The following is a 24,559-nucleotide window of genomic DNA, read 5'->3' on the forward strand; positions in this document are numbered from 1 at the left end:
GCTAGCGGGCGTCCTGAGCGTCGTCTTCCGACCACTTGGCGCTGTTCGCACGCAGCTTCTCCAGAGCGTGGGCTGCCTCGTCACGGGTGGCGAACGGCCCGACCCGATCCAGCGATGTCGACTGGAGGCCGTGCTCCACCTCCCCGGTGCGCATGTTGTACCAGAATGCGTGTTCTTTGTCGTCGGCCATAAGCTTGATCCTATGCCTAAGGATTCAATCGGTCACCTCATCCCGGGAACGGTGTCACCGACCCGTTCCGTTCCATCTCACATCGTTCGCCCGGAGTACGTGGGCAAGAAGGGGCCGAGCCCCTTCACCGGCTCTGACGTCTATTCGACCGAGAAAATCGACCTCATTCGCGAGTCCGGCCGCATCGCCGCCGAGGCGATCGCCGCTGTCGGCCGAGCCATCGTTCCCGGCGTCACCACCGAGCAACTGGACCAGATCGGTCACGACTACCTGGTGGCCAACGATGCCTACCCCTCGACCCTCGGTTACCGCGGATACCCCAAATCGTTGTGCAGCTCGGTGAACGAGGTCATCTGCCACGGAATCCCGGACAACACGGTGCTCGAAAACGGCGACATCGTCAACATCGACATCACCGCGTACAAGAATGGCGTACACGGCGATACCAACGTCACCTTCATCGTGGGCGAAGCCACCGACGAGGTGACGCTGCTGGTCGAACGCACCAGGGAAGCGCTCGCCCGCGGTATCAAGGCCGTCGCCCCTGGGCGTCAGGTCAACGTGATCGGACGAACCATCGAGTCCTACGCCAAGCGCTTCAACTACGGCGTCGTGCGCGACTACACCGGCCACGGGGTGGGCGAAGCCTTCCACTCCGGTCTGATCATTCCGCACTATGACGCACCGCAGTACGACACGGTGATGGAGGTCGGGATGGTCTTCACCATCGAGCCGATGCTGACCCTCGGCACGAGCGACTGGGACATCTGGAGCGATGACTGGACCGTGCTGACCCGTGACCGCAGCATGACCGCACAGTTCGAACACACCCTCGTTGTAACCGAGCGCGGTGCCGAGATTTTGACCCTGGTCTGACCGACCTTTTCGAACGGATAGAGGATCAACACATGACGGCACAGACCGCAATCGGCATCGACATCGGTGGCACGGGAATCAAGGGTGCGGTAGTAGATCTGGCCACCGGCGCGCTCCTCTCTGACCGCGTGAAGTTGCCCACTCCCAAGGGTGGTCGGCCGCAGGACATTGTCGAGACCACCCGAACCCTGCTCGCCACCGTCTCGAAGGACGTCGGAGACCTCCCGGTGGGCGTGTGCTTTCCCGCGGTCGTGAAGAACGGTCACACCATGTCGGCCGCGAACGTATCGTCGAAGTGGATCGGGCTCGCCGCGGAAGCCCTGTTCGAAAAGGGTCTCGGCCTGCCGATTCACTTCGTTAACGATGCGGATGCTGCAGGCTACGCCGAATCACAGTTCGGTGCGGCCAAAGACGTCGGCGGCGTCGTGCTGCTGACCACGCTCGGTACCGGGATCGGTTCGGCGCTGCTGAACGACGGCGTGCTCGTGCCCAACACTGAGCTGGGCCATCTGCAGATCGACGGCTACGACTATGAAACCCGTGCGGCATACTCCGCCAAGGAACGTGACGACCTCAGCTGGGACAAATGGGCCGCACGCTTGCAGAAGTATTACTCGACCCTCGAACTGCTCTTCTCCCCCGACCTGTTCATCGTCGGCGGAGGAGTCTCCAAGCACCACGAGCACTTTCTGCCCCTGCTCAATCTGAAGACCCGCATCATCCCTGCTGTGCATCGGAACAACGCCGGTATCCTCGGCGCGGCCGCCCTCGCCGCGCGCTTCCCGGGCTGATTTTCGAAGCTTAACGACAGCAGGACCGACTCCACGTAAGTGGTGTCGGTCCTGCTGTCGTTAGGTCAGTCGAGCGTTACCGAGCCATCGGTTCGGCGACCTCGTCTACTGCCACGGCCTCGGATACCGAGGTCCGCTGGCGGCACTTCATCCAGTACGACAGAGCGAAGATCACGATCAGCGACACATAGATGGTGGCCGCGATCGGCGACGCGATGAGCGCCGGCGGGTCTCCCTGCGAGATCGCGAGCGTGTGTCGCAGCTGGTTTTCCAAGATCGGGCCGAGAATCAGCCCGACCATCATGGGAGCGATCGGGTAGCCGTAGCGCCGCATGAAGAAGCCCGGCACGCCATCCACGAGCAGGATTACCACATCGACCTGCGTGAAGTTGAGCGAGAATGCACCGAGCCCGGCGAACACCAGAATTCCGGCGTGCAGGTACGGGCGCGGGATCTGCAGAATCTTCACCCAGATACCGACCAGCGGCAGGTTCAGAATCAGCAGCATCAGGTTGCCGACGTACAGGCTGGCAATGATCTTCGGCATGGCTTCGGTGGGCATTCTGGAGGAGGCCCTCCGCGCCGACCTGTACAAGGTACTGCCCGAACTCGTGATCTGGCTCGTCGGTGCTGCCCTAGTGGGAACGGCTGGGGCGATGGTCATATCCCGCATGGTGTGGCGCCGGATCCACCGGTTGGAGCCTGAGGAGATCGCTTCCCTGTTGGAGACGCACGATGCGATGCTGCACGGCATCGGCGAAGGCGTCGTCGCGGTTGACGTCCTCGGCGCAGTCGCCCTGGTCAACGATGAGGCACGGAGGCTGCTCGGTGCCGACGATGACTCGGTGGCGAGCCCGGCGACGGAGGTGCTCGGTCCGGCCATGGCGGTTCCGTGGTGTCCCGGCGCTCTCCCCCGGCATCACCCACCCGGATGTTGCGAGCCTGCTCATGGCCAAGAGCACTATCGCGGCCGAGAAGGGCATCCGTTTGGTCATCGATGAAGGGTCAATCCTCGCGCCCGACGGCACGACCGATCCGGTCACTGTGCTCGGCAACCTCATCGACAACGCGATGGAAGCAATCTGCGCCGACGGTACCATCCTGGTGCGCCTCGGCACCGACAGGCACCGGCACTACCTTCGTCGTCTCCGACGACGGTCCGGGAATCAAGGAGAAGGACCGTGTGCGAATCTTTGAGTCCGGCCAGTCCACACGAGAATCCAGCCGACCCGGTCGATATCATCGCTATCACCGCGGCCCGGGAACTCGACACCGTGCGGGCCGCGATGGCCGGCGGCGTCATGCATTACCTGGTCAAGCTATTCACCTCGACCGTTCTGCTTGAGCGACTCGACCAGTACGTTCAGCACCGGCAGGAACTCCGAGATCACGCCGCGATCGCACCATCGATGCTCGATCAGGCCCGCATCGACCGGATGCTGCAACCCGGCGCGCTCGCGCCCGCCGCCCTTGCCGCCGGTGCAGCTGCACCGACCGTTCCCGCTGACTCCACCGGGTTGTCGCTCTCCAAGGGGCTGTCCGAGGTGACCCTCGATGCCGTTGTGGCAACACTCCAGCGCGTCGTGGTGGGCATCTCGGCGAGCGATGTGGCCCAGCATCTGGGCCTGGCCCGGCTCAGCGCCCGCCGGTATCTCGAATATCTGCTCGCCGCCGAACGCGCCGACATCACCCAGGAGTGTGGCCGGGCCGGGCGGCCGGAAAAGCTCTACCACTGGACCGCGGCCGGTTGATCGGCCGCCTGGCCAGCAAAGAAGTGGAATGGGCCGGCTAGTACGCCGGGTTCTGTCCAGGTGTTCGCACACCGTCGACGGCCATCTATCTCGTGACTACGTTGCCGCAGCCCTCTAGCGGTCTACCCGAAAGCTCGGCGAGCCGCCTCAACGCTTTCTGTCTGACCTTGCTCCGGACGAGGTTTACCGAGCCGACCAGGTCACCCTGGCCTCTGGTGGTCTCTTACACCACCGTTTCACCCTTACCACCAACTCGCGCTGGTGGCGGTCTACTTTCTGTGGCACTGTCTCGCGGGTTGCCCCGGGTGGGCGTTACCCACCATCCTGCTCTATGGAGCCCGGACGTTCCTCGGCATCCGCTCGATCCGAAGATCTAACGAACGACGCGACCGTCTTGCCGACCCATTCCGTAAATTGAGTCTACCGGGCGCGCGGGCTGCCGCCGAACGCACGCCCCATCGGTACTAGATTCCGGACTCTTCGGTGCGCACCAGCACTGCGCCACAATCGGGGCAAAAAATGACCTCGTCGGCCGGTGCCTGGCGGGCATCGGCGAGGTCGCTGCCGGTGAGGGTCATGGTGCAGCCACTGCAGGTTCGGGCGCGCAGCAGGGCCGCGGCGTTGCCGTGGCCGGTGATGCGCAGACGCTCGTACAGCGCCGCGAGGTCGTCGGGGATGGTGGCCGCTACGGTGGCCCGGTCGCGCGTGAGTTCGGTGAGTTGGCGGGTGAGGTCGACCAACACCTCGTCGCGCGCGGATTCGGTCGCGCTCACACGTTCGGCGATGGCGTCACGCTCCTTTTCCACCACGACGACGGCAGCCTCGTGCTCTTCCTGGCGCTCCAGCACAGCGATCTCGATCTCTTCGAGGTCGAACAGGCGTTTCTTGAGCGAGGCGACTTCGGAGTCCAGAGCCTGGATGTCCTTGATCGACGAGGTGTGCTGCAGGCGGTCGGTGTCGCGCGCGATTCGCTTCTCCACGACCTCGACGTCGCTCTCGATGCGTCCCAGTTCGGTGCGCACGTCGTCAAGCTCGCCCGACCGACCGAGCAGTTTCATGCGGCTGGCCTCGGCTTCACGATTGAGGTCGGCCAGTTCGGCGTGCTGCACGAGCGATTTTGACTGGTGGCTGAGCTGAAGAACCTTGATGTCCAGGGCCTGAAGCCGCAGAAGTTCCTTCTGCTGGAGTGGTGATGCCTTCACGATGTCCTGACCTAACGCTTTTGATGAGATGTGGTACGAAAAAATGGGGATGACTCGGAGATTAGTGCACTAGTCAGTGCACGACGGCGAAGGACCACGGATCGGTGTTCAGTTCGCTGACGGTGACTACGATCCCGGGAAGAGCTGTTCGCAACTGCTCGGCCGCCGGTTCCAGCCAGAGCCACTCACTGGCCCAGTGCGACACGTCCATGAGCGCGGGGCCGCCCGTGCAGAGCGCTTGCTCTCGCGCTTCGGAGGAGGGGTGATGACGCAGATCGGAGGTGATGTAGACATCCGCTGTCAGCACTCTGGGGTGGCGCAGCAATGAATCGCCTGCACCGCCGCACAACGCGACGGTGGTGACCGGTGTCAAATAGTCGCCCGCGACGCGCACGCCCGACGCAGTCGCAGGCAGCAGGGCCAGCACGGTGTGCGCGAGGTGCCCCACGGTTGTTGGCTCGGCCAGGCGTCCAACGCGACCGATGCCGGTTTCGGGCGCGGCACTGTCGGTGATGGGTAGGGCGTCGATCAGTCCCAGCCGGGTAGCGATCACGTCGGACACGCCGTCAGCGACGACGTCGGCGTTGGTGTGCGCGGCGAGCAGTGCGCAGTTTGCGCGAATCAGGCGACTGAGCAGGGCGCCCTTGTAGCCGTCTTCGGCAATGCTCGTGACACCGCGCAGCAGCAACGGATGATGCGTCAGCAGCAGGTCGGCGCCGGCCTCGACGGCCTCGTCGACGGTGTCGGAGACGGCATCGACAGCCAAGTGGATGCTGCGAATCGGCCGGCTCGGATCTCCGCTGACCAGGCCAGGTGCGTCCCAGGCCTCGGCACCGCCCGGGGGCCACAGGGTATGAGCGACGCGGATAACGTCGGCTAGCGAGAATGACACTCGTTCAGCCTACCGGGCGCCCGGCGCTGGGGCTTCGCCGGACACGGTGCAACCCAATGCTCCGGTCCGGCGAAAGATAAGTCAGTAGTCGAAGTCGTCGAACTGGGCGACGGCCGATTCCTCACGGGTCCAGGCCGCGGGAATCATGGCCCCGGTTTGGGCTTTGCGGTGCAGAAAATCGGTGGTCTCCGGTTCAACCAACTCCGGCGACGGACTGTCGGCCGTCACGCTGACCAGCTGGCTGGCCGAACCAATCAGGAACTGGGCACGCAGCAGGTGTCCGTCATCTCCCATCACCGGGATGTCGACGACGTCGACCTGCCGGCGGTTACACAGTGCTTCGGCGTAAAGGAGAACGGCATCAGCCAGATCGCTGCCGGTTATTACTGAACCGCCCGGGTGAAATATGCGTTTCATGATCGCCCCTCGAAAGCTCACGGAAAATTCAGGTGCTTCCAGGGTCCGGGGTCGCTCTAGCAGTATATGCCCGGTCTACCCCCACGACGATGGAAACTCGGCTATCTCGCATAAACGCACTGGACCGCAGTGTTACAGCGTGAGTGCGCGATTCACGATCCGCTCGGCGACGTCCGCGAGGGGAAGGCCGTTGTTGCGGGCATATCCGCGAATCTTGTCAAACGCATCGCCCATGTGCACCCCGTGGGTATAGGCCACCACCCCCTTGGCCTGCTCGATCAGCACCCGACTGCTGAGAGCATGCTGGAGTTGCTGGCGAACAATATCGCTCTCCCGAATAGCCCGTTCCTGCAGGATACCGATGGTCGCGACGTCAGCGAGGGCCTGCACCGTGTTGGTGTCTGCAGTGCTCAGCCCGCCGGTGCGATCCCAGAAGAGGTTGAGCGAACCGATCGTCGTCGCGCGCAGGCGCAGCGGTACGGCATGCATCGACGCGAATCCCTGAGCTAGAGCTCCCTGCCGAAACTTGGGCCATTTGTCACCGGTGTTGTCGATGTCCGGAATAGCCACAGCCAGCCCGGTCGTGAAGCTTTCGACGCAGGGGCCGCTTCCGGCACGCAACTGCAAAATTTCCACCAAGCGGCTGCGTTCGTTGGTCGACGCCATGACTTCGAGTTCACCGTCGCCAGCTGAGAGGATGATGCCCGCCGCCGAGGCTTCTAATAGTGCGACACATTTCTCCACCAGCGTGTGCAAGAGGTCGACAACGTCGTAATCGGCGACGAGTGTGTCGGCCAGGGTAACGAAGGTCTCAAGGAGTTGACCTTCCCGGGTTTTTGTCACCATATTTCCATTCTAAGACTCGGGAATCGACGAAAAATCCAGCTGTCGTGTCACTACATCAGCGGCGACTTCCCGAACAGTTCGTCCATGAGCAAAAGCATGTCCATGAATTATCAGAAGCGCGTCGGCGGCGGAAAGATTGAGCTGGGCCAGAACCATTCCGGTCGCTTGATGAACGACACGCCTCGAATATCCTTCATTATCTTCCAGATTCGTTTTAAGTGTTTGCGACGCGAGGGAACCACGTAAAACCTGCACGGAAGCAATGTGCACGAGCACTTGCGCATCGAGAATCTGTGCGGGAGACAGCCCGTCGGAATGGTTCGAAAACAGGGAAACGGCACCGATATCGAGCGACCCCAAGCTCAGCGGAAAGGCGTAGACGGCATGCACACCGGTGTGCCTGGAGGCCTTCATTAGTGTCGGCCAGGTCGCGCCCGTGGACGTCTGAAAATTATTAACGAGCAAGGGGCGCCGAGTGTGCAGCGCGTCCCAGGATGGCCCTTCACCCAGGTCCAATTGCAGCTCATCAAAGAGCGCGGCCATCGGATTGCTCGCGCAGACTGTTTCGCGTCCAAATGGATTCACGAGCGTGCAGACGGCTGCGGCGTTGACCGGCAGCACCTGAAGAAAAGGCTCACAGATGCTCGCGCGACTCTCGTGAGCGAGCGACAGCTGTTCCACCGCGGCACCGAAGGCCAGCCGATCAGTCACTGAGCACGCACCCAATCCGGACGCACCTGCATCGTGCGTGTCATTCGACCTCACGATCACAAGCTGTGGGAGAAATCTCTGTGGGCCCTACCGGGCTCGAACCGATGACATCCACGGTGTAAACGTGGCGCTCTACCAACTGAGCTAAAGGCCCCGGCGACGACGTTTGTCGCGGGCGTTCTCAGTATAGGTCAGAGTCGCTGCGCGATTGGCGACCCGACGGGTTCAGAGAACCGGTGCCAACTGCTCGAGCGCGGCCCGATACGACTCAATCGACCGCGCCTCGCCCGGTGCGGTGATGAAACTGGAACGGATGATGCCGCTCGGGTCGATCAGAAAAGTCGCGCGATTGGCGAAGCCCTTCTCCTCGAGAAAGACGCCATATTCCTTCGCGACGGCGCCGTGCGGCCAGAAATCCGCGACCAGGTCAAAGGTATATTTTTCCTGCTCACCAAAGGCCCGCAGGGCGTGTCGGGAGTCGACCGAAATGCCAATCAGTTCAACGCCGCCATCGTCGAACAGAGCGAGGTTGTCGCGCAACTCACACAGCTCACCGCTGCAGATTCCGGAGAAGGCCAGCGGAAAGAAGACGAGCGCGACCGACTTCGTTCCCCGGTACTGGCTGAGCTGAACGCTTTCGCCGAACTGGTTGATCAGTTTGAAGTCGGGTGCCTGGGTGTCGTTTTCGAGAGCCATAAATGCTCCTTTCCTGGTGCGCCTGCGCGCACGGATTGGCCGGTGACACACTCTAGCCCCGCAATGTGCGCGGATTCACAGACCGCGTGGATCCGTCCTCGTGAAATTTGGCTGGTGAACCCTCCGTCTGCGGACGACGAGTAAAAATCTGTAGGCTTACGTGGTGCCGCTGGTTGCAATCCAACCTGCTCATTTACGGCACGTGCCTTCGTAGTGGCGAAAGAATGCCCCCACGAAGCACCATCGCTGCATAAACCCCAAGGAGAGGTCGACTGTGACGGTCAACGACCAGGACCCGTACTCTACGAACAACGCCGACTCCGATCCGGAGGAGACCGCCGAGTGGTCGCAATCCCTCGATTCGCTCGTTGCCGAACACGGTCACGAACGCGGACGCGAGATCATGCTCAGCCTGTTGAAGCGTTCGAAAGAGCTGCACCTCGGCGTTCCCATGGTGCCGACGACGGACTACATCAACACCATCGCCACGGAGAACGAACCCGACTTTCCCGGTGACGAAGACATCGAGCGCCGCTACCGCGCCTGGATTCGCTGGAACGCTGCCGTTCTGGTGCACCGCGCTCAGCGCCCCGGCATCGCTGTCGGCGGGCACATCGCGACCTATGCGTCATCCGCTGCTCTCTATGAAGTCGGGTTCAACCACTTCTTCCGCGGCCAGGATCACCCGGGCGGTGGCGACCAGATCTTCATCCAGGGACACGCCTCCCCCGGCACCTATGCTCGTGCCTTCCTCGAGGGCCGCCTGACCGAGAACCAGCTCGACGGGTTTCGCCAGGAGAAGTCGCACGCTCCCGACGGCATCTCGTCCTACCCGCACCCTCGCCTCATGCCGGAATTCTGGCAGTTCCCGACCGTGTCGATGGGGCTCGGCCCCATCAACGCCATCTACCAGGCGCAGCTCAACCGCTACGTGACCAACCGTGGCATCAAGGACGCGAGCGACCAGCAGGTCTGGGCGTTCCTCGGCGACGGCGAAATGGACGAGGTGGAAAGCCGTGGCCAGCTGCAGGTCGCAGCCAACGAAGGCCTCGACAACCTCAACTTCGTGATCAACTGCAACCTGCAGCGTCTCGACGGCCCGGTGCGCGGTAACGGCAAGATCATCCAGGAGCTGGAGAGCTTCTTCCGCGGTGCCGGCTGGAACGTCATCAAGGTGGTCTGGGGCCGCGAGTGGGACAACCTGCTCAAGAACGACGTCGACGGCGCCCTGATCAACCTCATGAACGTCACGCCCGACGGCGACTATCAGACCTACAAGGCCGAGAGCGGCGCCTACGTACGTGAGAACTTCTTTGGCCGCGACCCGCGCGCCCTCAAGCTGGTCGAACACCTGAGCGACGACGAGGTCTGGAACCTCAAGCGCGGCGGCCACGACTACCGCAAGGTCTACGCCGCGTTCAAGGCCGCATCGGAGCACAAGGGACAGCCCACCGTCATTCTGGCAAAGACGATCAAGGGCTACGGCCTCGGCCCGAGCTTCGAGGGCCGCAACGCGACCCACCAGATGAAGAAAATGACCCTCGACAACCTCAAGTCCTTCCGTGACAGCATGCACGTGCCGATCACGGATGCTCAGCTCGAGGAAAACCCGTACCTGCCGCCGTACTACTCCCCCGGCGACAAGGACGAAGCGATCGAGTACATGCACGAGCGGCGTCGTGCGCTCGGCGGCTACCTGCCGGAGCGTCGCACCCGGCACACCGCGCTCAATCTGCCTGGCGACGAGACGTACAAGGTCGCCAAAAAGGGTTCCGGAACCCAGGAAATCGCCACGACGATGTCCTTCGTGCGGCTGCTCAAGGAGCTCGTGCGGGCCAAGGACTTCGGCAACCGTATCGTTCCGATCATCCCCGACGAGGCCCGCACCTTCGGCATCGACGCGTTCTTCCCCACCGCCAAGATCTACAACCCCAACGGCCAGCACTACACGTCTGTTGACCACGCCCAGCTGCTCTCCTATAAGGAGAGTCCGCAGGGCCAGATTCTGCACGTGGGCATCAATGAAGCCGGGGCTGCCGCGGCGTTCACCAACGTGGGTACCTCGTATGCCACCCAGGGTGAACCGCTCATTCCGGTCTACGTCTTCTACTCCATGTTCGGATTCCAGCGCACCGGCGACGCCCTCTGGGCGGCCGGCGACATGATGGCCCGCGGGTTCATCATTGGAGCCACGGCCGGTCGCACCACGCTGACCGGTGAGGGGCTGCAGCACGCCGATGGTCACTCGCCGCTGCTGGCGTCGACCAACCCGGCCGTGGTCTCCTACGACCCTGCGTACGGTTACGAGATTGGCCACATCGTGCGCGCCGGACTCGATCGCATGTACGGCGGAACCCACACCGACCCGAACGTCATGTACTACATCACGGTCTACAACGAGCCGGCCGTTCAGCCGGCCGAGCCCGACGATGTCGACGTGGACGGAATCCTGCACGGTATCCACCGGGTGAGCGCATCCGCTGTGAGTGGTCCGAAGGCTCAGCTGCTGGCCTCCGGCGTCGCCGTGCCGTGGGCGCTTGAGGCGCAAAAACTGCTCGCCGACGACTGGGGTGTGTCGGCCGATGTTTGGTCGGTCACGTCCTGGACCGAGCTTCGCCGCGATGGTCTTGCCGCCGAGGAGCACAACTTCCTCAACCCCGACGACGAGCCGCGCGTTCCGTATGTCACGGCGAAGCTCGAGGGAGCAGCCGGTCCGTTCGTGGCTGTGTCCGACTTCATGCACGCCGTTCCGGATCAGATTCGGCAGTTCGTTCCGAGCGACTTTGCAACGCTCGGCGCCGACAGCTTCGGCTTCTCGGACACCCGTCCGGCGGCACGTCGATTCTTCAAGATCGACGGTCCGTCCATGGTCGTGCGCACCCTGGAGCTGCTCGCCCGTCGCGGTGAAGTTGACCGGAGCCTCGCCGGCCAGGCGATCGCCAAGTATCGCCTGCACGATGTGAGCGCGGGCACCACCGGCTCTGCCGGGGGCGAGAGCTAAGAAACCGTGGCACCGGCGCCCAAGACGAAAGAGCAGACTCTCAACTGGCTGCGCACCATCTCCGGCGAGCTGTCGACCCAGACGCTCAAGCGGCTCGAGGACACGCTGTCCTGGTATGGCGATATGCCACCAGGACGGCGGTCGGCGGTCGGCCTCGTCGCCCAGGCCGGAATCACGAGTTTCATCTCGTGGTTCGACGACCCCCGGTCGACGCCGTGGATCGCCGCTGACGTCTTCGGCGCCGCCCCCCGCGAACTGCTGCGCTCGGTGAGCCTGCAGCAGACGCTGCAGCTCATTCGCGTGACGGTTGAAGTTGTCGAGGAACGGGTCAAGGACGGCGGGGAGGCCCTGCGCGAGGCCATTCTGCTCTACTCCCGGGAGATCGCTTTTGGGGCAGCGGATGTCTACGCTCGCGCCGCCGAGGCACGCGGGCTCTGGGACGCACGACTCGAAGCGCTCGTCGTCGACTCTATTCTCAGCGGGGAATATGACGACGAACTCCCCAGTCGCATCGCGGCCCTCGGCTGGCACGGCCACGGCGAGGTCTGCGTTTTGGTCGGCACGACGCCGCAAATGCTCGACGTCGACCAGCTGCGACGGGCCGCCCGGCACATGGCTGCTGACGTTTTGATCGGAGTTCAGGGCAACCGCCTCGTGCTCGTGATCGGTCGGGCCCGTCCGGCGCCGGTCGACAGCGAGGACGTCGGTACGGCCGCTGCCCTCACCTTCATGGAAATCGCCATGCAGCTCGAGCCGATCTTCGGCCCCGGTCACCTGGTGCTCGGCCACGAGGTCCCCAACCTCGTGGACGCGTCGAAAAGCGCGAAGGCCGCGCTGGCCGGTTTCGCGGTCGCTCGCTCCTGGCGCAATGCGCCTCGCCCGGTGCAGGCCGACGATCTGCTCCCCGAACGTGCCCTCGCTGGCGATCCGCTCGCCCGGGCCACGCTCATCCATCGCATCTATCGGCCACTGCAGGCCCACTCCACCGAGCTGCTCACCACGCTCTGGTGCTATCTCGACAATGGCCGCTCGCTGGAGGCGACCGCTCGCGAACTCTTCGTGCACCCGAACACCGTTCGGTATCGCCTCAAACGCGTGTCCGAGGTCATCGGCTACGACGCCACGGGAGCCCGCGAGGCACTCATTCTGCAGTCCGCGCTGATCATCGGCTCGATCAGCGACCACGACGGATCCAGCCGACGCCGCTGATCCAGCCCGGGGAAACCGGCAAATGTACTACTGTCGACAAAGCTTTCCTGGATACTTAGTGCGATCTGCACATTCATTTACGTCACCAGATTGGAAGACTAACTAAGTGATCGCTGTCGTCTGCCCGGGTCAGGGCTCCCAAACTCCCGGATTCCTTGAACCCTGGCTGGCTCTGCCCGCCTTCGAAGCGGGCCTCCGCCAAATTTCCGACGAGGTCGGGCTCGACCTCGTCGCCCACGGCACGGTCAGTGACGCCGACACCATTCGCGACACGGCGATCGCCCAGCCTCTGATCGTCGCTGCCGGCATCCTCACCCTCGAAGCCCTGCTGACCGATGGACGCCGCGACCGCATTGCCGGTATCGCTGGGCACTCGGTCGGCGAGCTGACCGCGGCCGCTGGCGCCGGCATCCTGACGAACGCTGAAGCCGTGCGCTTTGTGCGAGAACGGGGCCTCGCCATGCAGGCCGCTTCCGCGCTGGAGCCTACCGGCATGAGTGCCGTGATCGGCGCCGATGAGAGCGAACTGCTCGCGCAGGTCGCCGAACTGGGTCTCGAACCGGCCAACTTCAACGGGAGCGGGCAGATCGTCGTCGCCGGGGCCCTCAATGCCCTCGCGGACCTCGCCGCGACTCCCCCACACCGGGCCCGAGTCATCCCGCTGCAGGTCGCCGGTGCATTCCACACCCGGTATATGAAGCCAGCCGTCGAACGGATGACCATGGTCGCCGACTCGCTCAGCCCCGCCGATCCGACGCTCCCGATCTGGACCAACCGCGACGGCAGCCAGGTGAGCGACGGCATCCATTTTGTGGATCTGCTCGTCGGTCAGGTGTCGTCGCCGGTACGGTGGGACAGGTGCATGGAGGCTTTCGCTCAAGCAGGAGTCACCGGAATCATCGAGGTGGCGCCCGCCGGCGCCCTCGTGGGGCTCGCGAAACGAGCCCTGAAAGGCGTCCCCAGCGTCGCCATCAAAACCCCGGACGACCTGCCCGCCGCCTGGGCCATGATCGACCAGCAGTCCTAACTGTGCCAGCAGTATTGAAGCACGAGAGAATGTGACGAAAGAGACAATGCCAAAGCCAACACTCCAGCAGTCCCACGGACCGCAGTACACCCGCATTCTGTCCGTGGGCGCTGCCCGCGGTGAAAACCTCGTACCCAACGACGATCTCGTTGAAGCCATCGATTCCTCGGACGAATGGATTCAGCAGCGCACCGGAATCATCACACGTGCCCGGGCCAGCCAGGACATCAGCGCCGTCGATCTCGCAACGGATGCCGCCCGCGAGGCCATCGAGAAGAGCGGCGTCGACCCGGCCCTGATCGACGCCGTCATCGTTGCCACCATCAGCAACAGCCGCCAGACCCCATCGATTGCGGCCGTCGTGGCCGACCGCGTCGGCACCAATCCGGCCGCCGCCTACGACATCAACGCGGCCTGCGCCGGCTACGCCTATGCCGTAGCCCAGGCCGATGCCCTGATTCGCACGGGGGCTGCGCACTACGCGCTCGTCATCGGCGCAGAGAAGCTCTCAGACCTCGTCGACCCGACCGACCGCAGCATCTCCTTCCTCCTCGGCGACGGCGCCGGCGCCATCGTCATCGGCCCGAGCGACTACCCCGGAATCTCTACCACAGTGTGGGGCTCGGACGGCTCCAAAGCAGACGCGATCACCATGAATCACACCCTGCAGGAGTACCGTCGCGGCGAAGCCGACTGGCCCACCCTGCGTCAGGAAGGACAGACTGTCTTCCGTTGGGCCGTCTGGGACATGGCGAAGGTGGCTAAGAAGGCCCTCGAAGTCGCCGGGATCGAGAGCGCCGACCTGGCGGCGTTCATTCCGCACCAGGCCAACATGCGCATCATCGATGAGTTCGCCAAGCAGCTCAAGCTGCCGGAGTCCGTGGTCATCGCCCGCGATGTCGCCACGACCGGTAACACCTCCTCGGCTTCGATCCCTCTCGCCACCCACCGCCTGCTCGAGGAACACCCAGAGCTCAGCGGCGGACTCGCACTGCAGATCGGCTTCGGAGCCGGACTCGTGTTCGGTGCGCAAGTCGTTGTGCTGCCCTAACCTACCCACCCCCTAAACTAGGTCTCGGTCAACCGAGACACCCCTCAAGGAGAAATATCATGGCATTGTCCACCGAAGAAGTTCTGACCGGCCTGGCCGAGCTCATCAACGACGAGACCGGAATCGCAACCGACACGGTTGAACTGGGCAAGTCGTTCACCGACGACTTGGACATCGACTCCATCTCGATGATGACCATTGTCGTCAACGCAGAAGAGAAGTTCGACGTGAAGATCCCCGACGAAGAGGTCAAGAACCTCAAGACCGTCGGCGACGCCGTCGAGTTCATCGTGAAGGCCCAGGACTAGGCCAAAGCCTGAACCAGGTCGGCCGGCAAACGGCCGACCTGTTCACTGGGCTGGTGCTGGAACGCGCCGGCCCACTCGTTTGTCGTTCCATGGAGAGTTGACTTATGACCAAGAAAATCGTTATCACCGGTATCGGTGCCACTACGCCGTTGGGCGGCACGGCGGTCGACACCTGGGCGGCCCTTCTGGCCGGCGAATCGGGCACCACCACCCTCGAGCAGGCCTGGGTCGCTGAAACAGCTATTCCCGTAACTTTTGCCGCACAGGCGCGCGTGAAGACCGCAGATGTGCTGCAGCGCTTTGAGGTCAAACGCCTCGACCCGTCCAGCCAGTTCGCGCTGATCGCCGGGCGCGAAGCCTGGGCCGATGCCGGCACTCCCGAGGTCGAGCCTGAGCGCCTCGCCGTGGACTGGGCCACCGGAATCGGTGGCGTGTGGACCCTGCTGGACGCGTGGGACACGCTGCGCGAACGCGGCCCGCGCCGCGTGCTGCCGATGACCGTGCCGATGCTCATGCCCAACGGCCCGGGAGCGGCCATTGGCATGGACCTGCACGCCCGTGCCGGTATCACCACGGTTGTTTCCGCCTGTGCCTCGAGCACCGAAGCTCTGGTCAACGCCTACAACCGCCTGCAGGCCGGATTGGCCGATGTCGTTATTGCTGGCGGCTCCGAAGCCGCGATTCACCCGCTGCCGATTGCCTCGTTCGCGGCGATGCACGCCCTGTCGACCCGCAACGACGACCCGGCCACCGCGAGCCGCCCCTACGATGTGACCCGCGATGGTTTCGTTCTCGGCGAGGGCGCTGCCGCCCTCGTCATCGAGACCGAAGAGCACGCCAAGGCACGTGGAGCGCACATCTACGCTGAGCTCGTCGGCGGCGTCGTCAACAGCGACGCGTACCACGTCACCGCGCCTGACCCTGAGGGAACCGCGGCTGCCCGCGCCATGGTGTCGACGGTGCAAAATGCCGGTGCGACCCTCGCTGAGGTATCCCACATCAACGCTCACGCCACGAGCACCCCGGTCGGAGACATCGCCGAGTACAACGCTCTCAAGCGAGTGTTCGGTAACCTGCTCGACGGTATCCCGGTGTCGGCCACGAAGGCATCAACCGGCCACCTGCTCGGAGGTGCCGGTGCCCTCGAGGCGTTCTTCACGGTGAAGGCTCTCGCCGAGCGCACCGCACCGCCAACGATCAACCTCACGTCGCAGGACCCGGAAATTCCGCTCGACGTGGTGACCACTCCGCGGGCGCTCCCTGCCGGAGACCTGCTCGCGCTGAGCAACTCCTTCGGGTTCGGCGGGCACAACGCGGTCGTGGCATTCCGTTCCGTCTAAGTACTGCAGATGAGAATGACCCCGTCCGGATTCGGACGGGGTCATTTCTGTAAGGCGATTCGCCGAATCTGGCCGTGTTCACGGGAACAGACGTCGACTTCGTGGGATTGCCACCGGGAGTGTCACCGGTCGACAGGCCACGCCATCACGGGCGAACCGCACGCATTGGGGAACCGGTCTGATCAGCCGACCTGGTGCAGCCACACCACGGCGTTCAGATCGCTGGCCTGCCGGAACGGTTCAAGCTCGTCGTCCCAGGTTTGCCCGAGGGCCAGGCGCAGTTCCCGGTGCAATTCGATCGCGTTGGCTCCGGCACGCTCCATCGCCGATCGAATGCGATCTTCCGGCACGACGACATTACCCACGCTGTCGGTCTGTGCGTAGAAGATTCCCAGCTCAGGCGTGTGCAGCCAGCGACCGCCATCCGAACCCGGTCCGGCGTCTTCGGTGACTTCAAAGCGCAACTGCTCCCACCCTCGCAGAGCGGATGCGAGTGCCGCGCCGGTACCCGGGGATCCCTCCCAGTAGTATTCGGCCCGATGGGATCCGGGCAGAGCCGGTTGTTCTGACCAGGCAAAGTTGACAGCCTCGCCGAGCGCACGGCCAGCCGACCACTCGACATGCGGGCAGACGGCCCGCGGAGAGGAGTGCACAAAAAGCACCCCCCGCGCAATCCGCGTCCGACGGTTAGGTGTTGCATCCATCGTGTTTCTCCGTTCCTAGTAGGTGCGTCTTCCCCAACGACCTCGGAACGACCGCGCTTGCAACGCTGAGCTACTTTCAACTCACTGCTGTGGGCACGATGGTGAATGTGAAATTGTTCGACCGCCAGAGCTCAGCGAGCCGATAGCGCCATTATGCCCCAGCCACCTGCGCATTGACAAGCACCTGACGGGCCTTCCCGGGGCCCGGTGTAGGCGAGGCTTCGTCGGCCTCGAACGCACATCTGTGACCACCAGAGTCCGCATTGGGACAGCGCGTACGGGGAATCGTGCACAGACTCCACATTCGTTATACGGATGCGGTCGGCCCTGTTATCGCAGGTCCGGCCGCTTTTTTGTGCCCGTTTCCAGGTTCTCGTCTACCCCGGAACGGGGGGTGAACCTGAGAAAAACCCGTATTCGATTGTGACAATGCCCATAGTGGGCAATACTCATTTCACACGACGCGGCCCCCTCCACAGCCGCTCACCCGCACCCCCCGAATCCGTGAACTAGACGAAATGTGACCCATGTCCAACACTGCTTTCGCTTCACGCTCCACCCTTCCTTCCACCGCTCGTCCGTCGCGCCGCCTGGCCCTGATCGCCGCCGCCGGCGCGTTCGCCGTCGCGTTCAGCGGCCTCGCCGTGCTGCCGGCCCAAGCCGCCATGAACACCACCACGGTCGCTGTCCCCGCCGGCAGCAAGGTCACCACAGACCTCGGCACCATCCCCGCCGATGCCGCCTCCGTGCAGGTCATGTTCGACACCACCGCCGCCGCCCGCACCGACATCAAAGTTCTCGTCGGCCCGGAAAACACCCAGCGCTACTACTTCACCGCCCCCACCGGCGACGGCCCCGCACGCACCTACACCGTCCCCGTCACCAGCAAATCCGACGGCACCCTCACCGTCGCCAGCGCCACCGCCAACGTCACCGTCGACATGACCATCGTCGGCTACACCGCCAAAACCGTCCCCGCACCCACCCCGGCACCGGCTCCTACCCCGACGCCGACGCCCACACCGACTCCAGCTCAGCCGACGGCGGGCACGCCGACCGCGACGAACACCGGTGTTCCCGCCGGCACCAGCCTGAAGGTCGTCAACGGGGACATCAACGTCACCACCCCCGGCACCGTCCTGAACGGCCTCGACGTGCGCGGCCTGATCAAAATCAGCGCCGCCAACGTCACCATCAAAAACTCCATCATCCGCGGCCGCACCATGAACGGTCCCGGCGCCCTGATCAACAACCTCGGCGGCTACAGCAACCTCGTGATCACCGACACCGAACTGTTCCCCACCGTCGCCTCACCCGACGCCAACGGCATCTACGGCTACAACTTCACCGCCACCCGCCTGAACATCCACAACGTCATCGACGGCATCCACGTCACCGGCAGCAACGTACTCATTCAAAAAAGCTGGATCCACGACAACATGCACTACCTCAACGACCCCAACCAGGGCGGATCACCCAGCCACGACGACTCCATCCAAGTACAGATCGGCAACAACGTCACAGTCACCGGCAACCGCCTCACCGACTCACACAGCGCCGCCGTGCAAATCACCCAGGACCGCGGAGTCGTCTCCAACTTCAGCTTCACCGACAACTTCGCCAACAACGGCGCCTGCACCGTCAACATCGCCGAAAAAGCCTACGGCCCACTCAAGGGAACGATCATCAAAGACAACAAATTCGGCAGAGACACCAAGGTCGCCAACTGCGCCGTGATCGCAAAAACCACCACCATCATCGACTTCCAACGCAACTACTACACCGACAACACCACCGTCGTCATCAAAAAGGGCTAACCACCAGACCAACCCCCACAGAATTCCCTCGCAGGAACACCAGGCGGGCCCCACGCACACAGCGCGGGGCCCGCCTTTCTGCGCGCCCAGACCCGCATACCCGCACCGCACACACGTCACGCAGGTCGACTTTGACCGGCTACTTGGCCTGGGCGTAGTTGTCTACGGTGGCCACCGTGAGCATGAAGTCGACCGGAAAGTCGCCGAAGAGCAGCCGCCCCGCCGTCTCGGCGGCCGTGACGATGATCTGAGCCACAGCGTCGGCCTGCTCCGCCGGCGTGTGCACGATCACTTCGTCGTGCAGAAAGAACACCAGATGCGGTTCGGCGTCGAAGGGCGGGCGGGCCCCCGGAGCCTGCGACGTCGACCGCTCGTCGAGAGAACCGGACTCGGGGGCTGTGCCGGGGGCGGCATCCGCTTCGGAGCGGGCCGCTACCGCGCGATCGCGGCGTGCAAGGCCTGGCAAGGCCATGAGCTCGCGGCGGATCTCGGCCATCCAGCACAGGGCCCATTCAGCGGCACTACCCTGCACGATAAAGTTGCGGGTGAAGCGTCCCCAGTCGCGGGCCTGACTGCGGGCGCGCCGCTCATCGCTCGCCGTTGCCGCCGGATCATAGGCTTGCGCCTGGGCTTCGTGCCAACCCGGCCCCGGGATCGGCGACGATCGCCCGAGTCTGGTCGTGACGACCTCACCACGTTCTCCGGCACGGGCGGCCGACTCGGTCAGAGCAATCGCCCGGGGATACGCGCGAGCGAGGCGGGGCATCAGTCGACCGCTTTCCCCGGTCGTGGCGCCGTACATGGCACCGAGCATGGCGACCTTGGCGTGGTCTCGAGTTTCGACGACGCCGCTCGACACAATTCCGGCATACAGGTCGGTTCCGCGCCCGGCCGTGGCCATGCTCGTGTCCTGTGCGAGCGCCGCGAGGATTCGCGGCTCGAGTTGGGCGGCATCCGCTACGACGAGTTTCCAGCCGACGTCGGCGACCACGGCACCGCGAATCTGTTTGGGCAACTGCAGCGCTCCCCCACCGCGGGTGGCCCAGCGACCGGTCACGACACCTCCGGGTACGTAGTCGGGGTGGAATCGGCCGTCGATGACCCAGGATTCCATCCAGGTCCAGCCGTTGGCGCTGAGCAGCCGAGCCAGTTTCTTATACTGCAGCAACGGTTCGATGACCGGATGCTCCAGCTTCTGCAGCTCCCACCCGCGCGTGGACGTGACGCTGAGGCCCACTCGCTGCAGCGCCTTGAACAAATCCTGCGGGGAGTCAGGGTTGAGGTCCGGATCATCCAGTTCGAAACGGATGCGCTGGGCCAGCAGCTCCAGACGCTCCGGCCGTACCCCGGGCGCGACCCGCGGCCCCAGTTCCCGGGTGAGGAGCACATCGTGCACGTCGGTGCGCCAGGGCAGTCCGGCATAACGCATCTCCGCGGCTACGAGGGCACCGGCGGATTCGGCCGCCAGCAGCAGCCGCAGTCGTCCCGGTTCGCCAGCGGATGCCACGGCGTCGAGCTGGCGTCGAAACTCGCGCGCTGCGCCGGAGTCATCGGCAGCGGCACCACCGGAGCCGTCAGCGTCAAATTCATCGGCCGCGTCACCGTCGACGTCGAGGTCGAACAGCGTCGCCCGAGGTTCCGCCTCGTCGATCGGTCCCAAGCTCGCCACATCCCAGCGACCTGGTGCGGCCAGCGCGAGTGGGCTCGTCATCGTGAGGGCGGAATTCTTCAGGATCACGTGGCAGAGGCGGAGATCATGGCAACGGTCCACACGGATCCCGGCCGCGAGCAGAACGGGATAGATTCGGGCGGTGTCTTCCCAGACCCAGCGGGGCGCAGCGGCGTTTTGCCCCGCTGGCACGCGCGTTGTCGGCTCGCGGGACTTCACGAACGAGTGAAACTCGCTCATGGTGAGTCGGCGGGCAGTCTCGAGCGGGAAGCCGGCATCGTCCAGCGGGTCGACGAGCACGTCGCCCCCGCTCGCTTGCCGCACCAGAACATACACTCGTCTATTCTGCCCGGTGCCGGAGCACCCGTACCCCTCGGCTTCGCGGTGCCGACAGGTACGGGGTCTGCGAGACGACGCCTGATTGAGGACGTTATCCAGCGATCTTGTCGCCGTTGGGAGCGACAACCCACCAAACGCCGCCAACACCCTCGCCGGTGGTGTCACCGGCAGCAGCGTCGCCCGCCCAGTAGTAGAGCGGAAGCCCATTGAGGGTGACTTGCTTGGTGCCGTCGGTGCGGGTGATGACACCGACCGTGCCGGTCACACCGTCAACGGTGGGGGTGTCGGATTCGGCGATGACGGCTGGCCATTTGACGAGGCATTCGCCCTCGCAGGTACTCTTGCCGGAGTCGGCGACGTCCTTGTCGAACACATACAGGGTCATCCCGGCGGTATCGACGACGATCGTGCCGAGCGAACTGTCCGCGGTGGCCAGAGCCGGCTTGTCGGCGGCGTCACTCGTCGCACTGGATGAACTTGATGTGTCGGCAGCCGGTGCCGTCGTTCCCTGCGAGCATGCGGTCAGCGCAAGAACGCTGAGCGCAACCGCCCCGACGACGGGCCCGACCTTGAGCCAAATTCTGCTGTTCATGATTGCTTCCTTCTCTCGGTGCACGCTTTTCGAATTGGTGCGTGATGAAGTGTTGCTATTCGATGAGTGGTATCGGTGCTGTGGTGCGAGGCAGAGGGGTCCTTGGAGCTACCACGAGTTACCACGGGGAATGGTTCAGTGGCCAGAAGGATTTGTCCGACGACCTTTGCCCGCGGCAATGTCGTTAGCTTTGCGGCGTGCGGCGTATGGAAGTCGTGAGGATCGTCCCGTCCCGTTCCCGGCGGGTGTCTACTTTCTCCGGTGCAGCACACAACCCGCGCCGCCACGTCTATCTCTCGCCGCCGCAGAAGGAGCTTTCATGCTCGACCTTGTCTATCTCCTGGGCGTCTGTGCCCTGTTCGCCCTCGTCGCGTTTGTCGCCTGGGGGGTCGAGAAACTGTGATCGTGTTCTCGGTCATTGCCGCCGGTCTGACCGTGGCCGCCATCGTCTACCTGCTCGTTGCCCTAATAAAGCCGGAGTCGTTCTAATGGATAACTGGTTGGTTGCCCTGCAGGCGGCAACCGTGGCTCTGGTTCTCGCCCTCATCTATCGCCCGCTCGGTGACTACATAGCGCTCATCTACACCAGCCGGCGGAACCTGCGCATCGAGCGCGGCTTCTACCGACTGATCGGTGTCGATCCGCGCTCCGAACAGACCTGGCAATCCTATCTGCGCAGTGCGCTGGCGATCTCCTTCGTCGGAGTACTGCTGCTCTACGGCCTCCAGCGGCTGCAGGCCGTATTGCCCTACGCCCTCGGCTTTCCGGCTATCCCGGAAGGGCTCTCGTTCAATACCGCCATCTCGTTTGTCACCAACGCCAACTGGCAGTCCTACTCCCCCGACGTCACCATGGGGTATTCGGTGCAGCTTCTCGGCCTGGCCGTGCAGAACTTCGTTTCGGCCGCGGTCGGGCTGTGCGTGGCCATAGCCCTCGTGCGGGCGTTCGCTGCCGTACGGGCAGGCACGATCGGCAATTTCTGGGTGGACCTGACCCGCGGCATCCTGCGCCTGCTGTTGCCGTTGTCCATTGTGGCCGCGATCGTGCTCATCGCTGCCGGCATGATTCAGAACGTGAGCGGCTTCACAACCATCACGACCCTGAGCGGCGCGACCCAGTCGCTGCCCGGTGGGCCGGTCGCTTCACAGGAGGCGATGCGATCGCGCCGCTAGCCGAGGCCGACCGGGTGCGGAGCGCCCTGCTCGCTGCCGTCGGACATGACCTGCGTCGCCCGTTCGCGTCGGCCACCGCGGCCGTGAGCGGGCTGCGCGCCACCGACGTTGCGCTGAGCGCCGACGACCGCGCCGAGTTGCTCGCGACCGCCGACGAAAGTCTGGAATCGCTCTCGGCGCTCATCACGAACCTGCTCGATGTGAGCCGACTGCAGGCCGGCGCGCTGGCCGTGCGGCGGGGCCCGGTCGATGTGGCCGTCGTGGTTCTTCCGGCCCTCGACGAGCTCGAACTCGGTCCCGAGCAGGTCGACCTGGACCTCGGCCCCCAGCTCAGCATGGTTCTAGCCGACGCGGGGCTGTTGCAGCGGGCCATCGTGAACGTCGTGGCCAACGGCATCCGCTTTGCTCCCGCCGGAACGCGCGTGCGGATCTCGGCCAGCGAGTTCGCCGGTCAGGTGGAAATTCGAGTGACCGACCACGGACCGGGAATTCCCGCCGGGCGGCGAGCGGATGTCTTCGTACCGTTCCAGAGACTGGGCGACACCGACAACCTGACCGGTCTCGGTCTCGGCCTGGCCATCGCCAAGGGGTTCGTCGAGGGCAGGGGCGGCACGCTCGACGCCGATGACACGCCCGGTGGCGGAGTCACCATGGTGATCGCCCTGACGGCTATTCCGGACGGCCCGGCCGGGGAGGAACCCAAATGAAGATTCTCATCGCCGACGACGATCCGCAAATTCTGCGCGCTCTGCGCATCACGCTCGGCGCGCGCGGCTACGAGATCATCACGGCCGGCGATGGCGCCGACGCGCTCAATGCCGTCATCGAACAGCACCCCGACCTGGTCATGCTCGACCTCGGAATGCCGCGCCTCGACGGTCTGGCCGTGATCGAGGCGGTGCGGGGGTGGAGTCAGGTGCCGATTCTCGTGGTCTCCGGCCGCACCGGGGCCGCCGACAAGGTCGACGCCCTCGACCTCGGCGCCGACGATTACGTTACGAAACCGTTCTCCATCGAGGAACTGCTCGCCCGAATCCGCGCTCTCACCCGGCGCGTGCCGTCGGTCGGCGACGAACCGGTGGTGCAGTTCGGCGCCGTCACCGTCGATCTCGCCGCCAAGCGGGTGACCGGTGCGGCATCGGAGGTCATTCGACTCGCCCCAACCGAGTGGCGCATTCTAGAAGTTCTGCTGCGCAACCCCGGCAAGCTGGTCACCCGCGAGCTCCTGCTGAGCGAGGTGTGGGGGCCCCACCACACCAACGACTCCGGCTATCTGCGGCTCTGCGTTGCGCAGCTGCGCAAGAAACTCGAGGCGGTGCCGGCGGGGAAGCCGACTCCGGCAGCGATCTCGGGAGTGACCACGATCGGGTCACCGGCCGGGAGTACGGCGGCCGTGCTCACCGTTCCGTCGTAACCGACCTTGAGAACGGCGTTAGCACCGGCATCCGCTACATACACGCCGTCATCCAAAGGAAGGCTGGCGTAGGGGTGGGTATCGACGATTCCGGCATAGGTGGCTGGGCCGGTAGGTGCCGCTGGATCGAACTGGTCGAGGCAGGACTGCCGCAGGTCGACGAACCCATAGGTGTTGACCTCGGCCGGGTTCGCCGTGCTCTCATAGGCGAAGAGATCGGCCAACGGTGCGGCCACACCGCCCGCCGGCATCGAGTACAGCGCCGATGCGGTGCGTGTTGGTCGAGTAGTAAACGGTGCCGTTACGCACGGAGACGGCCCCGAGTTCATCGCCGGGGTTGGCACTCGCAACGTCGTGCCGTCGGGACTGACCTTGGTGAGCACCCCCAGTGCGTTCTGCGAGACATAGGCTGTGCCGCCCGCCCCGACGCCCAGACTGAGCGGCAGAAACAGGCCGCTCGCCAACACTGTGGGTCCACCAAGTGTGGGAATCTTCGTCGGCGGACGTGTGCGGATCCAGGTGACTTCTCCGTTCACCGGGCTGG

Annotated in this window: 25 protein-coding genes, 1 tRNA gene, 1 other RNA gene and 3 pseudogenes; 16 read left to right on the plus strand and 14 right to left on the minus strand. The window is 64.3% G+C overall.

Annotated features, from left to right (window positions below; all coding sequences use genetic code 11):
- Nucleotide 1: 1 nt before the first annotated feature.
- A complete protein-coding gene (locus tag BLS91_RS17895) occupies nt 2-190 on the minus strand; it encodes an SPOR domain-containing protein (protein WP_092342208.1) in 189 nt (62 codons plus the stop codon).
- 12 nt (nt 191-202) lie between these two features.
- Between BLS91_RS17895 and map the strand changes: the two genes are divergently transcribed.
- Both map and ppgK read left to right on the plus strand, forming a co-directional pair.
- The gene (gene map / locus BLS91_RS17900) at nt 203-1,066 is read left to right on the plus strand and encodes a type I methionyl aminopeptidase (RefSeq protein WP_092342210.1); all 864 of its coding nucleotides are present in this window, start codon (nt 203-205) and stop codon (nt 1,064-1,066) included.
- Between the two features lie 32 nt (nt 1,067-1,098).
- Nucleotides 1,099-1,857, plus strand: a complete 759-nt coding sequence (ppgK, locus tag BLS91_RS17905; RefSeq protein ID WP_092342212.1) for a polyphosphate--glucose phosphotransferase — start codon at nt 1,099-1,101, stop codon at nt 1,855-1,857.
- A gap of 76 nt (nt 1,858-1,933) precedes the next feature.
- Here ppgK and BLS91_RS20810 read toward each other — a convergent pair whose 3' ends face one another.
- Nucleotides 1,934-2,404, minus strand: a complete 471-nt coding sequence (locus tag BLS91_RS20810; protein ID WP_233206219.1) for a tripartite tricarboxylate transporter permease — start codon at nt 2,402-2,404, stop codon at nt 1,934-1,936.
- On the opposite strand from BLS91_RS20810, the gene BLS91_RS20815 reads away from it, so the two are divergent.
- The 3 genes from BLS91_RS20815 to BLS91_RS17920 are packed head-to-tail and all read left to right on the plus strand — an operon-like array spanning nt 2,391 to nt 3,608.
- Nucleotides 2,391-2,858, plus strand: coding sequence for a hypothetical protein (locus BLS91_RS20815; protein WP_241983140.1), 468 nt, complete (start codon nt 2,391-2,393; stop codon nt 2,856-2,858). The two genes, BLS91_RS20810 and BLS91_RS20815, sit on opposite strands and share 14 nt — an antisense overlap.
- Nucleotides 2,806-3,054, plus strand: coding sequence for a hypothetical protein (locus tag BLS91_RS17915; protein ID WP_092342216.1), 249 nt, complete (start codon nt 2,806-2,808; stop codon nt 3,052-3,054). The genes BLS91_RS20815 and BLS91_RS17915 overlap by 53 nt, the downstream gene beginning before the upstream one ends.
- Nucleotides 3,039-3,608 carry a response regulator gene (locus BLS91_RS17920; protein WP_134505313.1) on the plus strand — a complete coding sequence of 190 codons (570 nt, stop codon included), beginning with the start codon at nt 3,039-3,041 and terminating at the stop codon, nt 3,606-3,608. The genes BLS91_RS17915 and BLS91_RS17920 overlap by 16 nt, the downstream gene beginning before the upstream one ends.
- Before the next feature lie 25 nt (nt 3,609-3,633).
- Here BLS91_RS17920 and rnpB read toward each other — a convergent pair.
- The 8 genes from rnpB to BLS91_RS17960 all read right to left on the minus strand — a co-directional run bounded on the left by rnpB (nt 3,634) and on the right by BLS91_RS17960 (nt 8,372).
- Nucleotides 3,634-4,013: RNase P RNA component class A (gene rnpB, locus BLS91_RS17925), an RNA gene on the minus strand.
- A gap of 59 nt (nt 4,014-4,072) precedes the next feature.
- Nucleotides 4,073-4,810, minus strand: a complete 738-nt coding sequence (locus BLS91_RS17930; RefSeq protein WP_092342220.1) for a zinc ribbon domain-containing protein — start codon at nt 4,808-4,810, stop codon at nt 4,073-4,075.
- Nucleotides 4,811-4,883: 73 nt separating this feature from the next.
- Entirely contained in the window at nt 4,884-5,702 is an 819-nt protein-coding gene (locus BLS91_RS17935; protein WP_092342222.1) for a Nif3-like dinuclear metal center hexameric protein, read from the minus strand.
- Between the two features lie 81 nt (nt 5,703-5,783).
- A complete protein-coding gene (locus BLS91_RS17940) occupies nt 5,784-6,119 on the minus strand; it encodes a hypothetical protein (protein ID WP_092342224.1) in 336 nt (111 codons plus the stop codon).
- Between the two features lie 132 nt (nt 6,120-6,251).
- Nucleotides 6,252-6,965, minus strand: coding sequence for a GAF and ANTAR domain-containing protein (locus tag BLS91_RS17945; protein ID WP_174774985.1), 714 nt, complete (start codon nt 6,963-6,965; stop codon nt 6,252-6,254).
- Between the two features lie 9 nt (nt 6,966-6,974).
- A complete protein-coding gene (locus BLS91_RS17950) occupies nt 6,975-7,676 on the minus strand; it encodes a GAF and ANTAR domain-containing protein (protein WP_092342226.1) in 702 nt (233 codons plus the stop codon).
- Nucleotides 7,677-7,757: 81 nt separating this feature from the next.
- Nucleotides 7,758-7,830, minus strand: a tRNA-Val gene (locus BLS91_RS17955).
- Nucleotides 7,831-7,901: 71 nt separating this feature from the next.
- Entirely contained in the window at nt 7,902-8,372 is a 471-nt protein-coding gene (locus BLS91_RS17960; protein WP_092342228.1) for a peroxiredoxin, read from the minus strand.
- 274 nt (nt 8,373-8,646) lie between these two features.
- Between BLS91_RS17960 and aceE the strand changes: the two genes are divergently transcribed.
- The 6 genes from aceE (at nt 8,647) to BLS91_RS17990 (ending at nt 16,308) form a co-directional block, all read left to right on the plus strand.
- Nucleotides 8,647-11,373 (plus strand): pyruvate dehydrogenase (acetyl-transferring), homodimeric type, encoded by a 2,727-nt coding sequence (gene aceE, locus BLS91_RS17965; RefSeq protein WP_092342230.1) that lies wholly within the window; start codon nt 8,647-8,649, stop codon nt 11,371-11,373.
- A 6-nt stretch (nt 11,374-11,379) separates the two neighbouring features.
- On the plus strand, nt 11,380-12,582 hold the full coding sequence (locus BLS91_RS17970; protein ID WP_092342232.1) for a PucR family transcriptional regulator: 1,203 nt from the start codon (nt 11,380-11,382) through the stop codon (nt 12,580-12,582).
- 106 nt (nt 12,583-12,688) lie between these two features.
- Nucleotides 12,689-13,609, plus strand: a complete 921-nt coding sequence (locus tag BLS91_RS17975; protein ID WP_092342234.1) for an ACP S-malonyltransferase — start codon at nt 12,689-12,691, stop codon at nt 13,607-13,609.
- Nucleotides 13,610-13,655: 46 nt separating this feature from the next.
- Nucleotides 13,656-14,660 (plus strand): beta-ketoacyl-ACP synthase III, encoded by a 1,005-nt coding sequence (locus BLS91_RS17980; RefSeq protein ID WP_092342236.1) that lies wholly within the window; start codon nt 13,656-13,658, stop codon nt 14,658-14,660.
- A gap of 59 nt (nt 14,661-14,719) precedes the next feature.
- Entirely contained in the window at nt 14,720-14,968 is a 249-nt protein-coding gene (locus BLS91_RS17985; protein WP_092108059.1) for an acyl carrier protein, read from the plus strand.
- A 104-nt stretch (nt 14,969-15,072) separates the two neighbouring features.
- On the plus strand, nt 15,073-16,308 hold the full coding sequence (locus tag BLS91_RS17990; RefSeq protein ID WP_092342238.1) for a beta-ketoacyl-[acyl-carrier-protein] synthase family protein: 1,236 nt from the start codon (nt 15,073-15,075) through the stop codon (nt 16,306-16,308).
- Nucleotides 16,309-16,490: 182 nt separating this feature from the next.
- Here the strand turns inward: BLS91_RS17990 and BLS91_RS17995 are convergent, their stop codons facing one another.
- Nucleotides 16,491-17,012: a DUF3145 domain-containing protein gene (locus BLS91_RS17995; RefSeq protein ID WP_092342239.1), complete on the minus strand. Its 522-nt coding sequence runs from the start codon at nt 17,010-17,012 to the stop codon at nt 16,491-16,493.
- A 527-nt stretch (nt 17,013-17,539) separates the two neighbouring features.
- Between BLS91_RS17995 and BLS91_RS21005 the strand changes: the two genes are divergently transcribed.
- Nucleotides 17,540-18,829, plus strand: coding sequence for a hypothetical protein (locus BLS91_RS21005; RefSeq protein WP_092342241.1), 1,290 nt, complete (start codon nt 17,540-17,542; stop codon nt 18,827-18,829).
- Nucleotides 18,830-18,968: 139 nt separating this feature from the next.
- On the opposite strand, the gene BLS91_RS18005 is transcribed toward BLS91_RS21005, so the two are convergent.
- Together BLS91_RS18005 and BLS91_RS18010 are read right to left on the minus strand one after the other, a co-directional pair.
- Nucleotides 18,969-20,834, minus strand: a complete 1,866-nt coding sequence (locus tag BLS91_RS18005) for a bifunctional 3'-5' exonuclease/DNA polymerase (RefSeq protein ID WP_241983141.1) — start codon at nt 20,832-20,834, stop codon at nt 18,969-18,971.
- 94 nt (nt 20,835-20,928) lie between these two features.
- Nucleotides 20,929-21,429: a COG4315 family predicted lipoprotein gene (locus tag BLS91_RS18010; protein WP_092342267.1), complete on the minus strand. Its 501-nt coding sequence runs from the start codon at nt 21,427-21,429 to the stop codon at nt 20,929-20,931.
- A 399-nt stretch (nt 21,430-21,828) separates the two neighbouring features.
- Here BLS91_RS18010 and BLS91_RS18015 point away from each other — a divergent pair, with 399 nt between their 5' ends.
- The 4 genes and pseudogenes from BLS91_RS18015 to BLS91_RS18030 all read left to right on the plus strand — a co-directional run bounded on the left by BLS91_RS18015 (nt 21,829) and on the right by BLS91_RS18030 (nt 24,015).
- A complete protein-coding gene (locus tag BLS91_RS18015; protein WP_092342245.1) occupies nt 21,829-21,918 on the plus strand; it encodes a potassium-transporting ATPase subunit F in 90 nt (29 codons plus the stop codon).
- A pseudogene (locus BLS91_RS18020) lies at nt 21,918-22,589 on the plus strand (potassium-transporting ATPase subunit KdpA); the annotation flags it as partial. The gene BLS91_RS18015 and the pseudogene BLS91_RS18020, both read left to right, overlap by 1 nt.
- Nucleotides 22,589-23,308: pseudogene (locus BLS91_RS18025) on the plus strand (sensor histidine kinase); the annotation flags it as partial. The pseudogenes BLS91_RS18020 and BLS91_RS18025, both read left to right, overlap by 1 nt.
- A complete protein-coding gene (locus BLS91_RS18030) occupies nt 23,305-24,015 on the plus strand; it encodes a response regulator transcription factor (RefSeq protein WP_092342249.1) in 711 nt (236 codons plus the stop codon). The pseudogene BLS91_RS18025 and the gene BLS91_RS18030, both read left to right, overlap by 4 nt.
- Here BLS91_RS18030 and BLS91_RS20825 read toward each other — a convergent pair.
- Nucleotides 23,979-24,551 (minus strand): annotated as a pseudogene (locus BLS91_RS20825) (hypothetical protein); the annotation flags it as partial. The gene BLS91_RS18030 and the pseudogene BLS91_RS20825 sit on opposite strands and share 37 nt — an antisense overlap.
- Nucleotides 24,552-24,559 lie beyond the last annotated feature (8 nt).

The organism is Cryobacterium flavum, assembly GCF_900103805.1.
GTDB lineage: Bacteria > Actinomycetota > Actinomycetes > Actinomycetales > Microbacteriaceae > Cryobacterium > Cryobacterium flavum.

What these genes read in the sequence shown, in the direction of transcription:
- BLS91_RS17915 (WP_092342216.1), top strand. Translation starts at nt 2,806, where the DNA reads ATGGCCAAGAGCACTATCGCGGCCGAGAAGGGCATCCGTTTGGTCATC.
- BLS91_RS17960 (WP_092342228.1), bottom strand. Translation starts at nt 8,372, where the DNA reads ATGGCTCTCGAAAACGACACCCAGGCACCCGACTTCAAACTGATCAAC.
- BLS91_RS17940 (WP_092342224.1), bottom strand. Translation starts at nt 6,119, where the DNA reads ATGAAACGCATATTTCACCCGGGCGGTTCAGTAATAACCGGCAGCGAT.
- BLS91_RS21005 (WP_092342241.1), top strand. Translation starts at nt 17,540, where the DNA reads ATGTCCAACACTGCTTTCGCTTCACGCTCCACCCTTCCTTCCACCGCT.
- BLS91_RS17945 (WP_174774985.1), bottom strand. Translation starts at nt 6,965, where the DNA reads ATGGTGACAAAAACCCGGGAAGGTCAACTCCTTGAGACCTTCGTTACC.
- BLS91_RS17995 (WP_092342239.1), bottom strand. Translation starts at nt 17,012, where the DNA reads ATGGATGCAACACCTAACCGTCGGACGCGGATTGCGCGGGGGGTGCTT.
- BLS91_RS18030 (WP_092342249.1), top strand. Translation starts at nt 23,305, where the DNA reads ATGAAGATTCTCATCGCCGACGACGATCCGCAAATTCTGCGCGCTCTG.
- BLS91_RS20815 (WP_241983140.1), top strand. Translation starts at nt 2,391, where the DNA reads ATGATCTTCGGCATGGCTTCGGTGGGCATTCTGGAGGAGGCCCTCCGC.
- BLS91_RS17985 (WP_092108059.1), top strand. Translation starts at nt 14,720, where the DNA reads ATGGCATTGTCCACCGAAGAAGTTCTGACCGGCCTGGCCGAGCTCATC.
- BLS91_RS17895 (WP_092342208.1), bottom strand. Translation starts at nt 190, where the DNA reads ATGGCCGACGACAAAGAACACGCATTCTGGTACAACATGCGCACCGGG.
- BLS91_RS17980 (WP_092342236.1), top strand. Translation starts at nt 13,656, where the DNA reads ATGCCAAAGCCAACACTCCAGCAGTCCCACGGACCGCAGTACACCCGC.
- BLS91_RS18010 (WP_092342267.1), bottom strand. Translation starts at nt 21,429, where the DNA reads ATGAACAGCAGAATTTGGCTCAAGGTCGGGCCCGTCGTCGGGGCGGTT.
- map (WP_092342210.1), top strand. Translation starts at nt 203, where the DNA reads ATGCCTAAGGATTCAATCGGTCACCTCATCCCGGGAACGGTGTCACCG.
- ppgK (WP_092342212.1), top strand. Translation starts at nt 1,099, where the DNA reads ATGACGGCACAGACCGCAATCGGCATCGACATCGGTGGCACGGGAATC.
- BLS91_RS17990 (WP_092342238.1), top strand. Translation starts at nt 15,073, where the DNA reads ATGACCAAGAAAATCGTTATCACCGGTATCGGTGCCACTACGCCGTTG.
- BLS91_RS20810 (WP_233206219.1), bottom strand. Translation starts at nt 2,404, where the DNA reads ATGCCGAAGATCATTGCCAGCCTGTACGTCGGCAACCTGATGCTGCTG.